At 65.8% G+C, this 15,022-nt stretch carries 17 protein-coding genes; 11 read left to right on the top strand and 6 right to left on the bottom strand.

The features are described 5' to 3' along the window. The first annotated feature begins 17 nt into the window (after positions 1 to 17). From Q0R27_RS01775 to asnB, 4 genes are all read left to right on the top strand, one after another. Positions 18 to 401, top strand: a complete 384-nt coding sequence (locus Q0R27_RS01775; RefSeq protein WP_293940374.1) for an SLBB domain-containing protein — start codon at positions 18 to 20, stop codon at positions 399 to 401. 54 nt (positions 402 to 455) lie between these two features. Further along, entirely contained in the window at positions 456 to 1,028 is a 573-nt protein-coding gene (locus tag Q0R27_RS01770) for a Wzz/FepE/Etk N-terminal domain-containing protein (RefSeq protein WP_293940373.1), read from the top strand. A 72-nt stretch (positions 1,029 to 1,100) separates the two neighbouring features. After that, a complete protein-coding gene (locus Q0R27_RS01765; protein ID WP_293940372.1) occupies positions 1,101 to 2,642 on the top strand; it encodes a polysaccharide biosynthesis tyrosine autokinase in 1,542 nt (513 codons plus the stop codon). Between the two features lie 18 nt (positions 2,643 to 2,660). Then, the gene (gene asnB, locus Q0R27_RS01760; protein WP_293940371.1) at positions 2,661 to 4,580 is read left to right on the top strand and encodes an asparagine synthase (glutamine-hydrolyzing); all 1,920 of its coding nucleotides are present in this window, start codon (positions 2,661 to 2,663) and stop codon (positions 4,578 to 4,580) included. Here the strand turns inward: asnB and apaG are convergent. The 3 genes from apaG to uvrC are packed head-to-tail and all read right to left on the bottom strand — an operon-like array spanning position 4,561 to position 7,686. Beyond that, positions 4,561 to 4,980, bottom strand: a complete 420-nt coding sequence (apaG, locus tag Q0R27_RS01755) for a Co2+/Mg2+ efflux protein ApaG (protein WP_293940370.1) — start codon at positions 4,978 to 4,980, stop codon at positions 4,561 to 4,563. The two genes, asnB and apaG, sit on opposite strands and share 20 nt — an antisense overlap. A gap of 39 nt (positions 4,981 to 5,019) precedes the next feature. Further along, positions 5,020 to 5,754 carry a DNA repair protein RecO gene (gene recO, locus Q0R27_RS01750; protein WP_293940369.1) on the bottom strand — a complete coding sequence of 245 codons (735 nt, stop codon included), beginning with the start codon at positions 5,752 to 5,754 and terminating at the stop codon, positions 5,020 to 5,022. Between the two features lie 9 nt (positions 5,755 to 5,763). After that, the gene (gene uvrC, locus Q0R27_RS01745) at positions 5,764 to 7,686 is read right to left on the bottom strand and encodes an excinuclease ABC subunit UvrC (RefSeq protein ID WP_293940368.1); all 1,923 of its coding nucleotides are present in this window, start codon (positions 7,684 to 7,686) and stop codon (positions 5,764 to 5,766) included. Between the two features lie 35 nt (positions 7,687 to 7,721). Here uvrC and Q0R27_RS01740 point away from each other — a divergent pair, with 35 nt between their 5' ends. Beyond that, positions 7,722 to 9,020 carry a glycosyltransferase family 4 protein gene (locus Q0R27_RS01740; RefSeq protein ID WP_293940367.1) on the top strand — a complete coding sequence of 433 codons (1,299 nt, stop codon included), beginning with the start codon at positions 7,722 to 7,724 and terminating at the stop codon, positions 9,018 to 9,020. Here the strand turns inward: Q0R27_RS01740 and Q0R27_RS01735 are convergent. Continuing rightward, on the bottom strand, positions 8,964 to 9,608 hold the full coding sequence (locus Q0R27_RS01735; protein WP_293940410.1) for a S24 family peptidase: 645 nt from the start codon (positions 9,606 to 9,608) through the stop codon (positions 8,964 to 8,966). The genes Q0R27_RS01740 and Q0R27_RS01735 overlap by 57 nt on opposite strands. Before the next feature lie 45 nt (positions 9,609 to 9,653). Between Q0R27_RS01735 and Q0R27_RS01730 the strand changes: the two genes are divergently transcribed. Beyond that, positions 9,654 to 9,881, top strand: coding sequence for a hypothetical protein (locus tag Q0R27_RS01730; RefSeq protein ID WP_293940366.1), 228 nt, complete (start codon positions 9,654 to 9,656; stop codon positions 9,879 to 9,881). Next, positions 9,878 to 10,207: a hypothetical protein gene (locus Q0R27_RS01725; protein WP_293940365.1), complete on the top strand. Its 330-nt coding sequence runs from the start codon at positions 9,878 to 9,880 to the stop codon at positions 10,205 to 10,207. The genes Q0R27_RS01730 and Q0R27_RS01725 overlap by 4 nt, the downstream gene beginning before the upstream one ends. Here Q0R27_RS01725 and Q0R27_RS01720 read toward each other — a convergent pair. Both Q0R27_RS01720 and Q0R27_RS01715 read right to left on the bottom strand, forming a co-directional pair. Beyond that, on the bottom strand, positions 10,204 to 10,749 hold the full coding sequence (locus Q0R27_RS01720; RefSeq protein WP_293940364.1) for a hypothetical protein: 546 nt from the start codon (positions 10,747 to 10,749) through the stop codon (positions 10,204 to 10,206). The two genes, Q0R27_RS01725 and Q0R27_RS01720, sit on opposite strands and share 4 nt — an antisense overlap. 81 nt (positions 10,750 to 10,830) lie before the next feature. Then, the gene (locus Q0R27_RS01715) at positions 10,831 to 11,382 is read right to left on the bottom strand and encodes a type 1 glutamine amidotransferase domain-containing protein (RefSeq protein ID WP_293940363.1); all 552 of its coding nucleotides are present in this window, start codon (positions 11,380 to 11,382) and stop codon (positions 10,831 to 10,833) included. 83 nt (positions 11,383 to 11,465) lie between these two features. On the opposite strand from Q0R27_RS01715, the gene Q0R27_RS01710 reads away from it, so the two are divergent. The 4 genes from Q0R27_RS01710 to Q0R27_RS01695 all read left to right on the top strand — a co-directional run. Further along, complete coding sequence (locus tag Q0R27_RS01710; RefSeq protein ID WP_293940362.1) at positions 11,466 to 12,479, top strand: DNA topoisomerase IB; 1,014 nt, start codon at positions 11,466 to 11,468, stop codon at positions 12,477 to 12,479. 48 nt (positions 12,480 to 12,527) lie between these two features. After that, entirely contained in the window at positions 12,528 to 13,619 is a 1,092-nt protein-coding gene (locus Q0R27_RS01705; protein WP_293940361.1) for a mechanosensitive ion channel family protein, read from the top strand. A gap of 53 nt (positions 13,620 to 13,672) precedes the next feature. Continuing rightward, positions 13,673 to 14,128, top strand: a complete 456-nt coding sequence (locus Q0R27_RS01700; RefSeq protein WP_293940360.1) for a MaoC family dehydratase — start codon at positions 13,673 to 13,675, stop codon at positions 14,126 to 14,128. 20 nt (positions 14,129 to 14,148) lie between these two features. Further along, positions 14,149 to 15,022 (top strand): acetyl-CoA C-acyltransferase (locus Q0R27_RS01695; RefSeq protein ID WP_293940359.1); only part of this gene is annotated, 874 nt, incomplete at its 3' end.

Raw genomic sequence — 15,022 nt, 5'->3', positions numbered from 1 at the left:
GCACCCGCATCTCGGAGATGCTGCGCGGCCGCTACCTCAAGAACCCCCAGGTGTCGGTCAACGTCAAGGAGGCCCGCGCGCAGAGGGTCACGGTCGACGGTTCGGTGCGCGACCCAGGCGTCTATCCGATCATCGGCAAGATGACGCTGCAACAGGCGATCGCCACCGCCAAGGGCGCCGCTGACATCGCCGACCTCAACAAGGTGGTCGTGTTCCGAACCGTCAACAACCAGAAGCTGGCGGCGCTGTTCAGCCTGAAGGACATTCGATCGGGCCGCTACGCCGACCCCCAGATCTATGGCAACGACATTATCGTCGTCGGCGAGAATGCCGCGCGGCGGCTGCTCAAGGACTTCACGACCAGCTTCCCAACGGTCGGGTCGTTCATCCCGATCCTGTAGCGAGTATTTACGTTGAACGACCAGTTCGCCCCCGTCCCGTCAGGATCCCATCCGTTGCCTGCATTGGGCCATGCGGGCGTGCCGATCGCCTACACCGCTGCCGCGATGAGCGAGGCCGACACGCAGGAGTCGGTGCTGCGCCACTATTGGCGGATTTTCTACAAGCGGCGTTACGCGATCATGGCGATCACCGCGGCGTGCGTCGGGCTGGCGCTGCTGATGGCGATGCTGACCCAGCGGGAATATACCGCGACTGTCACGATCCAGGTCGACCGCGAAGCGCCAAAGGTCATCAGTGTCGGAGGAGTCGAAGCCGAGGGCAGCAGCAATTCGTGGAACAACGAATTTTATCAGACCCAATATTCGTTGCTCAAGAGCCGCTCGCTGTCCGAAGCCGTCGTGCGCGATCTCCGCCTCGCCGACAATTATGAATTCCTGTCGGGTTACCGACCGAACGACGTGACCGACCTGAAGGCGCTCTCGCGGACAAGGCGGTTCCAGATCGCGACCGGCATCGTCAATGGCAATACTTTGGTCGCGCCGATCCGGATGTCGAGCATTGTCGACGTGCGCTTCGTATCACCGAACCCGTCGATGGCAGCGGCCGTCACCAATTCGATCGCTTAGAAATTCATCGAGGAGAACCTCAACCGGCGGTTCGAGGCCACCGCCTACGCCCGGCAATTCCTCCAGAACCGGTTGAACGCGGTCCGCACCAAGCTCGAAGATTCCGAGCGCAAGGCGGCTGACTATGCGCAGGCTCAGGGCCTCATCAAGATCATGAGTTCGGGTGGCAGTTCCGGCGGCCGTTCGGACGGCAGCATTGCGAGCGAAGACACGCTGGCGTCTCAAGACCTGTCGCAGCTTTCGTCACAGCTTGCCTCCGCCCGGACCGCGCGGGTGCAGGCGCAAGCCGATCTCGGCGGGGCCGCCGGAGGCCAGGCGGCGCAAGCGGCGACGATGAACCCGGCGCTCAACGCGCTCAGCCAGCAGCACGCCGAATTGACCGCCCAGCTAAGCAAGCTGCAAAGCGACTTCGGCCCGGATTATCCGACGGTGATTGCGCTCAAAGCCCAGATCGGCGAACTCGACCGGCAGATTAGCCGCGAACGGGGACGGGTCACTTCGTCCGTCGTCAGCAATATCTCAGGGAAATATCGCGCCGCGTTGGCCGCAGAGAACGGGCTGCAGGCCCGGGTCAACTCGCTCAAGTCGGCGGTGCTCGATCAGCAGCAGCGCACCATCGAGTACAACATCATCCAGCGCGACGTCGACACCAACCGCGCGCTGTACGATTCGCTGCTCCAGCGGTTCAAGGAAGTCGGGGTTGCCGGCGGGGTGGGCACGAACAATGTTTCGATCGTCGACCGCGCGCTGGTCCCGGGCATGCCATCCAAGCCCAATCTGCGCCTGAACGTGATGATGGGCTTGCTCATCGGGCTGATCCTCGGCGCGGTTGCCGCGCTGGTCCTTGAGCAACTGGCCGAAGCCGCGGTCCTGCCGGCCGATTTCCAGCGCAAGCTTGGCGTGCCATTGCTCGGCGCAACGCCCAAGCTCGAGGTCGCGGAAATGGATCGGGCGATGGTCGAGAGCAAGTCGCCGCTTTCGGAGGCCTATTTCTCGATCCTCACCTCGATCCAGTTCTCGACCTCGCACGGCACGCCCAAGACGATCCTGCTGACCAGCACCCAGCCGCGCGAAGGCAAGTCGACGACCGCGTTGGCACTGGCGCTCGGACTGGCTTCGGTCGGCGCCAAGGTGCTGCTGATCGACGCCGACATGCGCAACCCGGGGCTTCATAGGGTGCTTGGCAAGCCGCTCGGCGGCGGTCTCAGCAATTTGCTGACCGGCGACGGCGAGCTTGACCAATTTGTCGAGCCGAGCGGGACCGCCAACCTGAGCTTCCTAACCGCCGGGCAGGTGCCGCCCAACCCCGCCGAATTGCTATCGTCGGACAGTGTCGAACGGATCATCCGCGAAGCGGGCGAACAGTATGACCATGTGCTGATCGACGGTCCGCCGATACTCGGGCTGGCCGACGCACCGTTGCTGTCGCGGGTTGCCGAAGGGGTCGTGTTCGTAGTCGAATCAAACCGTACCCGCGCGACCCAGGCCCGTCACGCGATCGAACGCATCCTCGCCGTCCGCGGACACTTCATTGGCGCCATCCTGACCAAGTTCGACGAGAAGAACATGGGTTACGGCTACGGCTACGGCTATGATTACAACTATGGCAAATAGGCCGGCGGCAGCCGGCTGATGTGCGGCATAGCCGGGTTTCTCGGCGACTTCCCCGCCGGGTTGCCTGCCGCGATGGGGTTAGCGATCGACCATCGCGGTCCCGACGATAGCGGTGTCTTCACAGATGCCGACGGGAGGCTGGCGCTGGTCCACCGGCGCCTCGCGATCGTCGACCTGTCATCGACTGGCCATCAACCCATGACGGACTCAACCGGCCGCTTTATCATTTGCTATAATGGCGAACTGTATAACGCTCCCGTATTGCGGTCCGAACTGACGAGACGGGGTGCAGTCTTCCGCGGCACCAGCGACACCGAAGTACTCCTCGAATTGCTGGCGCGCGACACCGTGGATGCCCTGAAACGCCTCAATGGCATCTTCGCATTCGCGCTGTGGGACCGCCGCGACCAAACCCTGACGCTTGTCCGCGATGGGGTCGGGGTCAAGCCGCTGTACATCTCGCGCACGCCGGGCGGGCTGGCGTTCGCAAGCGAGATCAAGGCGCTGTTGCCCGTTCCCGGCCTCGATCGAACAATCGATCAAGCCGCAGCAGGCGCCTATCTGACTTATCTTTATTCGCCCGGCGAACGAACGATGTTTGCAGCCGTGCGCAAGCTCGCGCCGGGCACGTGGCTGACGATCGACCGTAGCGGTAAGGAAAGTCGCGGCAGCTTCTATCGCTTGCCGTCGCCCGATCCCAGACCGCTTTGCGATGCGGACATCGTTGCGGGCACGCGGCGGCACTTGGAGACTGCGGTCGAACGCCAGATGCTGGCGGATGTGGAAGTCGGAGCATTCCTTTCCGGAGGCGTTGATTCCGGCGGAATCGTTGCGATTGCGCGAAAGCGCAGCCCCCGGCCGATGCCCTGCTTTACAGCCCGCTACGAAGGGCTTGGCCACGATGACGAGATCGTAGCCGACCTGCCCTTCGCCCGGATGCTCGCCAAGCATTTCGGAGTTCCGCTCCACGAGGTGTCGATCGACGACCGGATCGTGGACGATTTTCCCCAGCTCATCGCCGACCTCGATGAGCCGCAGGCCGACCCAGCAGCATTGCTGTCGAGCCATATCTCGGCGCTGGCCGCCAGCGTCGGGATCAAGGTTCTGCTGAGCGGTGCGGGCGGCGACGACATTTTTACCGGGTATCGGCGCCATCTGGCCGCCCGTATAGATCCGCTCGTTGGCCTCGTCCCACAGGTGATACGCGATCCTTTGGCGAGGGCTGCGGCCGGACGTGGCGGGTCTTTATCGACGCAGGCTCGGCGCATTGCCAAACTGCTCTCCACGATCGGCGGCGACGGCGACGCGCGGACGATCGCCAGGTTCGAATGGTTATCCGCGCCCTCCGCCGCCCAGCTGCTGGCAAGACCAGTCGCGGCAGAGCTGATCCGTGGCCCGATGCAGGCCGCGCTCGACGCGCTCGAGACGCACGACGCGGTCGAACGCACGCTGGCGCTCGACCAGCGCTTCTTCCTCGCCGACCATAATCTCAATTACACCGACAAGACCGGGATGGCGCATGGGGTCGAAATTCGTGTGCCCCTGCTCGACCCGGACCTGATCGCGTGGGCGGCCACCCTGCCCGCTCGCGGCAAGCTGCGCGGCCGCACCAGCAAATGGGCGCTGCGCAAGGCGATTGCGCCCGATCTCCCGCCGGAAATCCTTACGCGCCCGAAAGCCGGGTTCGGCGTGCCTTTGCGCGGCTGGCTGCGCGGACGAATGAGGCCGATGCTCGAGGAATTGACGACGCCGCAGGTTATCGAGGGTCGCGGGCTGTTCGACCGCGATGCCGTCGCCAAATTGCGCGATGACACACTGTCAGGACGAATTGACGGGAGCTATTCGCTGCTCGCGGTGATGGCGATCGAGCTGTGGGCGCGCAGGTTTATCGACGCGCCAGTGGCGGACACGACGCGGCTCAAGCAGCAGGGCCGATAAGCGCGAATTTGGGGATGGTCGCGTCGAACGTGTTGCCGTCCTCGTCGACCATGCGGAAGCTGCCTTCCATCGAGCCCACCGGGGTCGTCAGCGGGCACCCCGAGACATAGTCAAAGCTCGCCCCCGACCCGATCAGCGGCATGTCGCCGACGACGCCGTCGCCGATCACCTCATGCTCGGCCCCGCGCCCGTCGACGATGTGCCACCGGCGCGAGAGCAATTGGATTGCCTTGTCCGCGCCATTCTCGATCCGGATGTGATAGGACCAGAACCAGCGCCCGGCCGACGGGTCCGACTGTTCGGCGAGGTAGCTCACCGCTACGCGCACCGTCACTCCGCCGGTGGTCGCAGCGTAAGGGAACAGGATCGCGAGGGTGGCGCCGGTCGGCTTGCTGGACATCGGCGGATGCTAGGCGAGCATTGCCCGCGCCACAACTGGTTAGCTTCCCGCCGCGCGCTCCAGCCGTTCGACCAGCCGGGCGCGCGCTTCGGCGATCGGCGCGGCACGGTCGGTGACGAGGTCGCGCATCAGGAAATGGCCGGTCAGCGTGAGGCCGTCGAGAATGTCGGGGAGGCTGGCGGGGCCGCCGGCGCGGAGGAAAGTGGGGAGCGCGAACAGCTTGCCGGCATAGCGTAAGGCGGCACCGTCGCTGACCGCGCGGCCCGAGCGCGGGCTGACCGCGTTGAGCGCTTCCGATGTGCCGGTGACGGCGCACTGGTCGAGGTCGAGGCCGAAGCCGAGCTCGGCGAGCAGGAGCAGTTCGTAGCGCACCAGCGCGGTCGCCCAGCCGCTGGCGGAGGGCGCCGCCTCGATCGCGGCGAGGAGCCCGTCGAGCGCGGCGTGGAGCCGCGGATAGGGCTGGCCTTCGGGCAGGACGGTGGCGGTCAGCGCGGCGGCCCACTCGATCGCCGCGGCGGGGAGCGGTTCGGCGAGCAGCGGCGCGCGGCTATGGGTCAGCTCGACATCGGCGTGGGCGAGCTGGGCGTCGGTCCGGGCCGAAAGGCGAACCTCGACCAGGTTACCGGCGATCAGGATGGGACGCATCCGACGGCCACGCGCGCCGCGGACATAGGCCGCCTGGAGGCCGTGATCGGGGGTCAGCAGGCGAACAATCGCGCCATGCTCGCCGTGGCTCCGCAGCGCGAGGACGATCGCGGGGGTTACGAGGCGCACGGCCCTCCCCTAACCGCGCGGGTGGAAATAGTCGTGAAGCTGGCGGGCCATCGCCTTGGAGATGCCGGGGGCGCGTTCGAGGTCTTCGAGGGCGGCGCCCTTCACCGCACGGGCGGTGCCAAAGTGCATCAGGAGCGCGCGCTTGCGGTTGGGGCCGATGCCGGGGACTTCGTCGAGGGTCGAGGTAGTCAGCGACTTGGCACGCTTCGCCCGGTGCGTTCCGATGGCAAAGCGGTGCGCCTCGTCGCGCAGCCTCTGGAGATAGAACATAAGCGGCGCGTTGGGCGGCAACGTGATCTCGCGCCCGTTGGGAAGATGAAACACCTCACGTCCGTCGCGACCGTGATGCGGTCCCTTCGCGATGCCGACGACGGGAATGTCGTGGACCCCGGCATTTTCCATGATCTCGCACACCACCGACAGCTGGCCCTTGCCGCCGTCGATCAGCAGCAGGTCGGGCCACTCGCCCGAGGAGCGGTCGGGATCGTCCTTCTCGAGCCGGGCGAAGCGGCGTTCGAGCACCTCGCGCATCATCCCGAAATCGTCGCCGGGGGTAATGTCCGACTTGATGTTGAACTTGCGATAGGCGTTGGTGCGGAAACCCTCGGGGCCGGCGACGATCATCGCGCCGGTCGCGTTGGTGCCCATGATGTGGCTGTTGTCATAGACTTCGATTCGCTTGGGCGGGTCGAGGAGCTCGAACGTGTCGGCGAGTTCGCGCAGCAGCTTGCCCTGGGTGGTGCCCTCGGCGAGGCGGCGTTCGAGCGCTTCCTCGGCGTTGCGGCTGGCCTGGTCGACGAGCTTCTTGCGGTCGCCGCGCTGGGGGCGCTCGATCGCGACCTTGCGCTCGGCGCGTTCGGACAACGCCTCGGTGAGCAGCTCGACCTCAAGAAGGTCGCGGTCGACGAGGATGCGCTTGGGTGGCGGCATATCCTCGTAGAACTGGACGAGAAAACTCGTCATTACTTCGTCTTCGGGGACGTCGTTGGTATGCGCCGGGAAGAAAGCGCGGTGGCCCCAGTTCTGGCCACCACGGATGAAGAATGCCTGGATGCACATCTGCCCGGCATTGCAGGCGAGCGCGAAAATGTCGGCGTCGCCGAGCCCCTCGGCGTGGACCGTCTGGCTGCCCTGGATGTAGGTCAGCGCGCGCAGGCGGTCACGGTAAACCGCGGCGAGCTCAAAGTCCTGCGCCTCGGCGGCGTCGGCCATCGCCTTGCCGAGCTTCGCCTGCACCCCGGTCGACTTGCCGGCGAGGAAGCTTTTCGCGTCGTCGACCAGTTCGGCATAGGCGGCCTGCTCGATCCGCCCGACGCACGGCGCCGAGCAGCGGCGGATCTGGTACAGCAGGCAGGGCCGCGAGCGGTTGGCGAAGAAGCTGTCCGAGCAGCTGCGCAGCAGGAACAGTTTCTGTAGCGCATTGAGCGTGCGGGTGACCGATCCGGCGCTCGCGAAAGGGCCGAAATATTGCCCCTTGGCGCGGCGCGCGCCGCGGTGCTTCTGAACCCGGGCGAAGGGGTGATCCTCGCGAAGCAGGATGAACGGGAAGCTTTTGTCGTCGCGCAGGAGGACATTGTAGGGCGGACGGAAGCGCTTGATGAGTTGTGCCTCGAGCAGCAGCGCCTCGGCCTCTGTGCGGGTCGTGACGATGGTCATCGAGCGGGTCTGCGCGACCATCCGCTGGAGGCGCTTCGACAGGCGCGCAACCTGGGTATAGTTGGTGACGCGCTGCTTGAGGCCGCGCGCCTTGCCGACGTAGAGCACGTCGCCGCGGGCGTCCTGCATGCGATAGACGCCGGGGCGCGCGGGGAGCGTCTTCATGACGTTGCGGATCGCCGCGACTCCGGCCTCGAGGTCGGGCGCCTCCGAGCCGCGCACGGTGTAGCTTGCCTTGTCTTCGTTGAAACGGTTCTGGTCGCCGGGGCTGGTCACGCTGGGGATTTAGGCGCTAGGCAGCCCCCGCGCCAGTGTGGCCCCATGAGCTCGACACCTTGCACATCCTCTTCCTGACCGACAATTTTCCGCCCGAAGTCAACGCGCCGGCGTCGCGGACGTTCGAGCATTGCCGGGAGTGGGTGCGGAACGGAGCGCGGGTGACCGTCATCACCGGCAATCCGAACTTTCCCGAGGGGAAGCTGATGGCCGGCTACCGCAACCGCCTTCTCCCACAGCACGAGACGATCGACGGGATCGAAGTGGTGCGAGTGTGGTCGTTCATCAGTGCCAACGAGGGCTTCGCGAGGCGCATCGCAGACTATGTCAGCTTCGCCGTAATGGCTTTCATCGCGGGGTTGCGCGTCAAGCCCGACGTCATCGTCGCGACCTCGCCGCAATTCTTCACGAGCTGGGCCGGCTGCGCGCTGTCGAAGGTCAAGCGCCGTCCGTGGATCTTCGAACTGCGCGACCTGTGGCCCGAATCGATCGTCGCGGTCGGCGCGATGAAGCCGGGCAGGCTGCTCCGCTTCCTCGAGCGGATCGAACTTGGGCTGTACCGCGACGCCGATCGCGTGGTCCCGGTGACTGACGCCTTCAAACGCAACCTCGTCGCGCGCGGCATAGCGGCCGACAAGATCGAGGTCGTCACCAACGGGGTGGCGATGGAGCAATTCTCGGCGCGGCCAAAGGACGAGGCGCTTCTCGCGCGGCTTGGGCTGACCGGCAAGACCGTCGTCGCCTACATCGGCACCCACGGCGCGGCGCATGCGCTCGACTTCATCGTCGACAGCGCCTCCGACGCCGACCCGCGGTTTCACTTCATGTTCGTCGGGGCGGGCGCCGAAAAGGCCAGGGTGGTCGCCCGCGCCGCCGCGCTTGGGCTTGGCAATTGCTCGTTCGTCGACCCGGTGCCCAAGGCCGAAGTTGTCGCCTATATCGCCAGCTGCGACGTCATGCTCGTCCCGCTCAAGCGGAGCGACACGTTCAAGACCGTCATCCCTTCGAAAATCTTCGAAGCCGCGGCGATGCGGCGTCCGATCCTGCTTGGGGTCGAGGGGCAGGCGCAGGAGATCGTCGAGCAATTTGGCGCGGGACTGTGGTTCAAGCCCGAGGACAGAGCGAGCTTCCTGGCCACGCTCGATGAGATCACCGCACCCGCCGCGCAGCCTGCGTTCATTGCCGGGTGCAATGCACTTGCCGCCGCCTATGACCGGCGCTGCCTTGCCGCACGGATGCTGGACGTCATCAGCGAGGTCGCGAAGCGCACTACGCCGTCAGGCGACCTTGCGGGCGGCCCAGATAACTCGGCCGATGCAATTGACCGCGTCTAGCTCGAGGTCGGGCCAGTCGGGATAGGCGGGATTGTCCGACTGGAGCGTCACCCGACGCGTTACCGGGTTGAGCGCGACGCGCTTGACGATCAGCGCCTCGTCGATCCGCAGCACGTAGATCCCATCGCGCAGACGTTTCGCGTCGTCGCCGCGGTCGATCAGTATGTCGTCGCCGTCACCAAGCGTCGGGGCCATCGAATCGCCCTCGACGCGGATGATCACCAGATCGTCGGCATTGGCCGAGGTCATGCGCTGCAGCCAGCGTTCGTCGAACGCAAAATAGGGCCGCGAGCGCTCATCGCCGGGCAGCGATCCGCTTCCGGCCGAGGCGCTGACGGGCACGCGCATCACCGCGATCATCTCGGCGCCGAGGGGCGGTCCCTCGGGCGCGCCGAGCAGGCTTTCCGGCACCCCGAAGTAACGGGCGAGGATGCGGCGCTCTTCTTCCTTGAGGCGCTTCGGCGTGCCCCGGCGCAGGTATTGCTGGATGTAGGCGCTGTTCTTGCCGAGCAGCCGCGACAGCGACGAAAAATCTTCGCCGTGCAGCACGCACAGTCGCTCAAGCGCGCTCCGGGGATCCTCAGGCATCAGGCGCATGACTTATCCGTAGGAAACTCCATAGACAAGTAGGAAATGAGTGTGAATACCATAGGAGCCGAGTCGCGCATCATCGGGGATCGTAACTTGAAACTCCTAAGGGACATTGAACGCCACCTTCGCCATCATTCCACCAAGCCTACCCGGTTCGGGCGCGACGCGGTAAGTGACCCGCGCTTCGTGTTCGACCTGCGCAATGGGCGTGAACCACGAACTGCAACCATCGAGCGCGTCCGCGCCTTCCTAGAGGAAGCAGCGCAATGATGAAATTTCCTATTTCGCAAGCCGGCGCGGCGCTCCTCCGGGCAGTCTTAACCCGCGCCGGGGCAACGCGCGAAACCATCCGGCTGGTCGGTTACAAGGCAACAGACTGGCAGTCGCTAACCTTCGACGGAGAGCGCCACGAGCTGGAGCTTCGCGTACCCGGGCCCGATGGCGAGGTTGTTGCCCGTCGCCTCATCGATGGACTGGACGAGCATGAGTTCGACGTCAACGGCCAGGTCGTGGCCGACATCGGCGGCCATGCCGGGGTGCCCGATCGGTCAGGGGCGGTTGACGTCAGGATCGAAGCGCTGACGATCGCCGCCTAGAGCCCGTGAATCAGGCTTTTATCATGGTCTGACTCGAATGAACAGGTGCGACGCAGCGAGCGGCGGATATCAGCGAGCGCGGCGTGAAGCGCGTCACTGGCGTCCGGGATGACTGGGGGGATGGCTGGGGGGATGGCTGGGGAGCCATCCCACGGCGTCGGCGCGGCTTTGGGGTCGCGGCTGGACTGATCGCGCAGATGCGCGTCGATGCGGGCCTGGAGTTGTCCGGCCGTGGGACTGTTGTCGACGACAAAGAGGCGAACGAACTGCGTGTCGCCCGGCGGAGTCGCCACTTTGTCCTCGAGCAGCAGTTCGCCCTCCTCGTCGGGTCCGCATTCAAGCGTTTCGATCGGCGTTACGTCGAAGCTCGGCAGCGCCTGTCGCGCACCGTTGCCGGGCGCGGCGCGAACCGCACCCCCGCCGATGAAAGCACCAATCGCCGCTGCCGCCGCCGCGGACGCGGCTGAGGAAAATCCCAGCACCGGCGCAAGCAGCCACGCCGATCCGCCAAGACCGCAGGCCAGGGCGGCGGCCCCGGTCAATTCGGCGATCCGGTCCCCCAAGGTCAAATGTGCGCTCGGCTTCATCGCTTCGACAGATAGCGCGCAATGCTTGGCGGACGGTTAAGCGGCTGCGCTTTTTCGTTCGATGGCCGTGATCAGCGCCGCGCTGAAGGCGGGAACGTCGTCGGGATTGCGGCTGGTGACGAAGCAGCCGTCGATTACCGCGGGCTCGTCGATCACCTCGGCGCCGGCGTTGCGGAGGTCGGTGGCAATCGACGGCCAGCAGGCGACCCGGCGACCGCGCACGACGTCGGCTTCGACCAGCAGCCACGGGCCGTGACAAATCGCGGCGACCGGCTTGGCGGCGGCGACGAATGCCTTGATCAGCGCAATCGCCGCCGCGTTGGTGCGCAGCGCGTCGGGGTTGATCACACCGCCGGGGAGCAGCAGCGCGTCATAATCGTCGGCGCGGGCGTCGGCGATGGCGAGGTCGGGGCGGATGGTCTTGCCGGGGTCGTCGAGCACGGTCGCCTGGATCGGGTTGCGCGTCGGGGATGCGACGGTCACCCGCGCGCCCTTCGCGAGGAGGATTTCGCGCGGGCCGAACAACTCGCTTTCCTCGAACCCGTCGGTCGCCATGATGAGGATATGCGCCTCGCCGATACTGATCATTCTTCGCCCCTGATCGTGCGCCACGGAACTTGCCGTCGCGACCGCCATTAAGCCCGAAACTGTCCGCTACAAGAAAGTACCCGATGTTGCGCCATTCGACCGACAGCAAGCCGGGCATCACTCGCGAGAAGAACGGGCTCGGCTGGGCCTACTTCGCCCCCGACGGCAAGCGGATCGCCGATCGCGACGAGATCGACCGGTTGAACGCCATCGCCCTGCCCCCGGCCTATGGCCATGCGTGGTTCTGCCCCGACCCGGACGGGCATCTGCAGGCGACCGGGCGCGATGCGCGCGGGCGCAAACAATATCGCTATCACGAGAAATTCCGCGCCCGGCGCGACAAATCGAAATTTGCCGACACGCTGGATTTCGGAGCGGCGCTGCCGAAGATCCGAAAGCGGGTCGAAACCGACCTGAAAAAGCGCAAATTATCGCGCGACACGGTGCTGGCGGCGGTGGTGCGGCTGCTCGATACCCAGCATATCCGGATCGGCAACGAACAATATGCCAAGTCGAACAAGAGCTTCGGCGCGACGACGCTGCGCAACCGCCATCTCAAAAAGCGCGGCAACAAGCTGATGATGAAGTTCTCCGGCAAGCATGGCATCGTCCACGAGGTCGCGATCACCGATGCGAATTTGAAGCGGATCGTCGCACGCTGCCAGGATCTGCCAGGGCAGAATTTGTTTCAATATGTTGGCGACGACGGCGAGCCGCATGCGATTACCTCGGCGGACGTGAATACCTATCTGCGCGAGGCGTCGGGGGGCGATTTCACGGCGAAGAGCTTTCGCACCTGGGGGGCGAGCGTGATCGCGTTCGAGCAGATGCTGGGCAGCGAGGAAGGCCAGCGGCTGAGCGTCAAGACGATGGTCGAGCCGGTCGCCGAGGCGCTTGGCAATACCGTCGCGATGAGCCGCAAATCCTATGTCCATCCGCGGCTGATCGAAGCGGTGCGCGACAGTTCGCGCAATGCGCTGGCGGGTTTTGAGACGCCACGGCCGCGTCGCTGGCTGTCGAGCGCCGAGGTGAGCATGATGGCGTTCCTCAAGAAGCAGCCGCGGCGGCGCAAGGCGGACAAAACCGCCAAGGCTTGATCGGCGGCGCGAGGCGCGCCAAGCCCTCGCCAGGAAATGCGGGGTGCGATGAAATATCTGAACGGTACGATCGACTGGCTCGGGGCTAACCGCGACGCATTGCTGGTGGGAACGCTGGTCGCGGCGGTGCTGGTGATGGTCATGCTCGGCTTGCGCTGGCTCGGGCACCGGATCGTCGCGCGCGACCCGCACGGGGCGTCGTGGAAAGGCGTGATCGGCCGCGTTCTGTCGAAGACCTCTCTATGGTTCATGATCGCCGCCGCCGCCGATACCGTCGCGCGCTATGCCGACATGCCGCCGCGCTCCGAGCATCTGCTGTTCGTGCTGTTCACCGTCGCCGCCGCGCTGCAGGCGGCGGTGTGGACGCGCGAACTGGTGCTCGGCGTTATTCACCGCAACATCGGCGAGGAGCCGGGTGGCACGGCGCTGGGCAATGCCTATGGCGTGATCAGGGTTATCGTGTCGGTCGCGCTGTTCGGCATCGCGGTTGTGGTGATCCTCGACAATCTCGGGGTCAATGTCACTGCGCTCGTCGCCGGGCTAGGAGTTGGCGGAATCGCCATCGGGCTCGCCGCGCAAGGGATATTCTCCGACCTGTTCGCGGCGATGTCGATTCTGCTCGACCGGCCGTTCCGGCGCGGCGACACGATCCGCTATGACACGACCACCGGGACGGTCGAGCGTATCGGGCTGAAGACGACGCGGCTGCGCGCCGTGACCGGCGAGCAGGTGGTGATGGCCAACACCAAGCTGCTCGAGCGCGAGATCCACAATCTCGCCGAGGCGCACCGGCGGCGGGTGGTGGTGGCGTTTGGGCTAGGGCTCAGGACGCCCGCGGGTCGGCTGGAAGAAGTCCGGGGGATCGCGGCAACCGCAGTGCGCGCGGCGCCGGGCTGTACGCTGGTGCGCTGCTCGCTGACCGGGCTGGGCGCGTCCAGTCTCGATCACGAGCTGATCTATGACGATGACAGCCTCGAATATGACCATAATGCGTCGCGCAAGTCGGCGATCCTGACGGCGCTGCTGACCGGGTTGGAAGGCGCGAATCTGCTTCTGGCGACGCCGACCCAAACGGCCTTCAGCGCGTTGCCCGATGGAGCATTGGTGCCGCCCTACCAAGGTGCCGCCGCCTTGCCGTAACGTCCGATCGGATGGGCTTGCGGGGCCACTCGATGCGCGCCTAGGACGGGGCCATGCCGATCGCTTCCCTCGACGAAATCCGCGCCTTGGTCGGGACCGACATCGGGACGTCGCAGTGGATCATGGTCGATCAGACCCGGATCACGGCATTCGCCGACTCGACTGACGATCATCAATTCATTCATGTCGATCCTGCGGCGGCCGCGCAGACGCCGTTCGGTGGGACCATCGCGCATGGGTTCCTGTCGCTGTCGCTGCTCAGCCGGATGGCCGCCGACGTCATGCTCGTCCCCGACACGCTCAGAATGGCGGTCAATTATGGGCTCGACCGGGTTCGCTTCATCACCCCCGTGCGCAGCGGCAAGCGCGTGCGCGGCCAGTTCACCCTCGACTCGATCGAGCAAAAGACCCCCCACCAGCTACTCACCCGCCACACCGTCACGGTCGAGATAGAGGGCGAGATCAAGCCCGCGTTGACCGCGATCTGGCTCGGGATGATATTCGTCTAAGTTTCTGCCAGGAGAGAAAAATGTCTGCTCGCGACGCCGTCATCGTTTCCACCGCCCGCACCCCAATCGGCCGCGCCTATCGCGGGGCATTCAACGCCACCCCCTCCCCCACCCTCGCCGCGCACGCGATCCGCGCCGCGGTCGAGCGCGCCGGCGTGACTCCAGCCGAAATCGAGGACGTCGTCATGGGAGCCGCTCTGCAGCAAGGCGTGCAGACCACCATCGGCCGCACCGCCGCGCTCCGCGCCGGGCTCGGCGTCGGGGTCGCCGGCCTGTCGATCGACCGCCAGTGCGCCTCGGGCCTGATGGCGATCGCGACCGCCGCCAAACAGGTCATCGTCGACCGCATGGACGTGTGCGTCGCCGGCGGGGTCGAGAGCATCTCCCTCGTCCAGACCGGCGACATGCGCGTCGGGCCCGACCCCGAGCTGCTCGCGATGCACAATGGCGTCTACATGCCGATGATCGACACCGCCGAGGTCGTCGGCAACCGCTATGGCATCAGCCGCGAGCGGTGCGATGAATATGCCCTCCAGTCGCAGCAGCGTACCGCCGCCGCACAGGCCAACGGCATTTTCGCCGACGAGATCGTGCCCGTGACCGCCACGATGGGCGTTAAGGACAAGGAGACCGGGGCGATCTCGATGCACGAAGTCACCATCGACAAGGACGAGGGCAACCGCCCCCAGACCACGCTCGCCGACCTCCAGAAGCTCCAGCCGGTACGCGGATCGCCGGAGAATATCATCACTGCGGGTAACGCCAGCCAGCTCAGCGACGGCGCGTCGGCGTCGGTGATCATGACCAGCGCGATGGCGGCGGAGCGTGGGCTAACCCCGCTCGGGCGCTACCTCGGGATGGCAGTGGCGGGCACCGAGCCTGACGAGATGGGCA

Origin of the sequence: Sphingomonas sp. (assembly GCF_025362505.1) — a bacterium.
Lineage (GTDB): Bacteria > Pseudomonadota > Alphaproteobacteria > Sphingomonadales > Sphingomonadaceae > Sphingomicrobium.
Note: the sequence above shows the minus strand (reverse complement) of the source record. Positions and strands in the feature narration are given on the sequence as shown.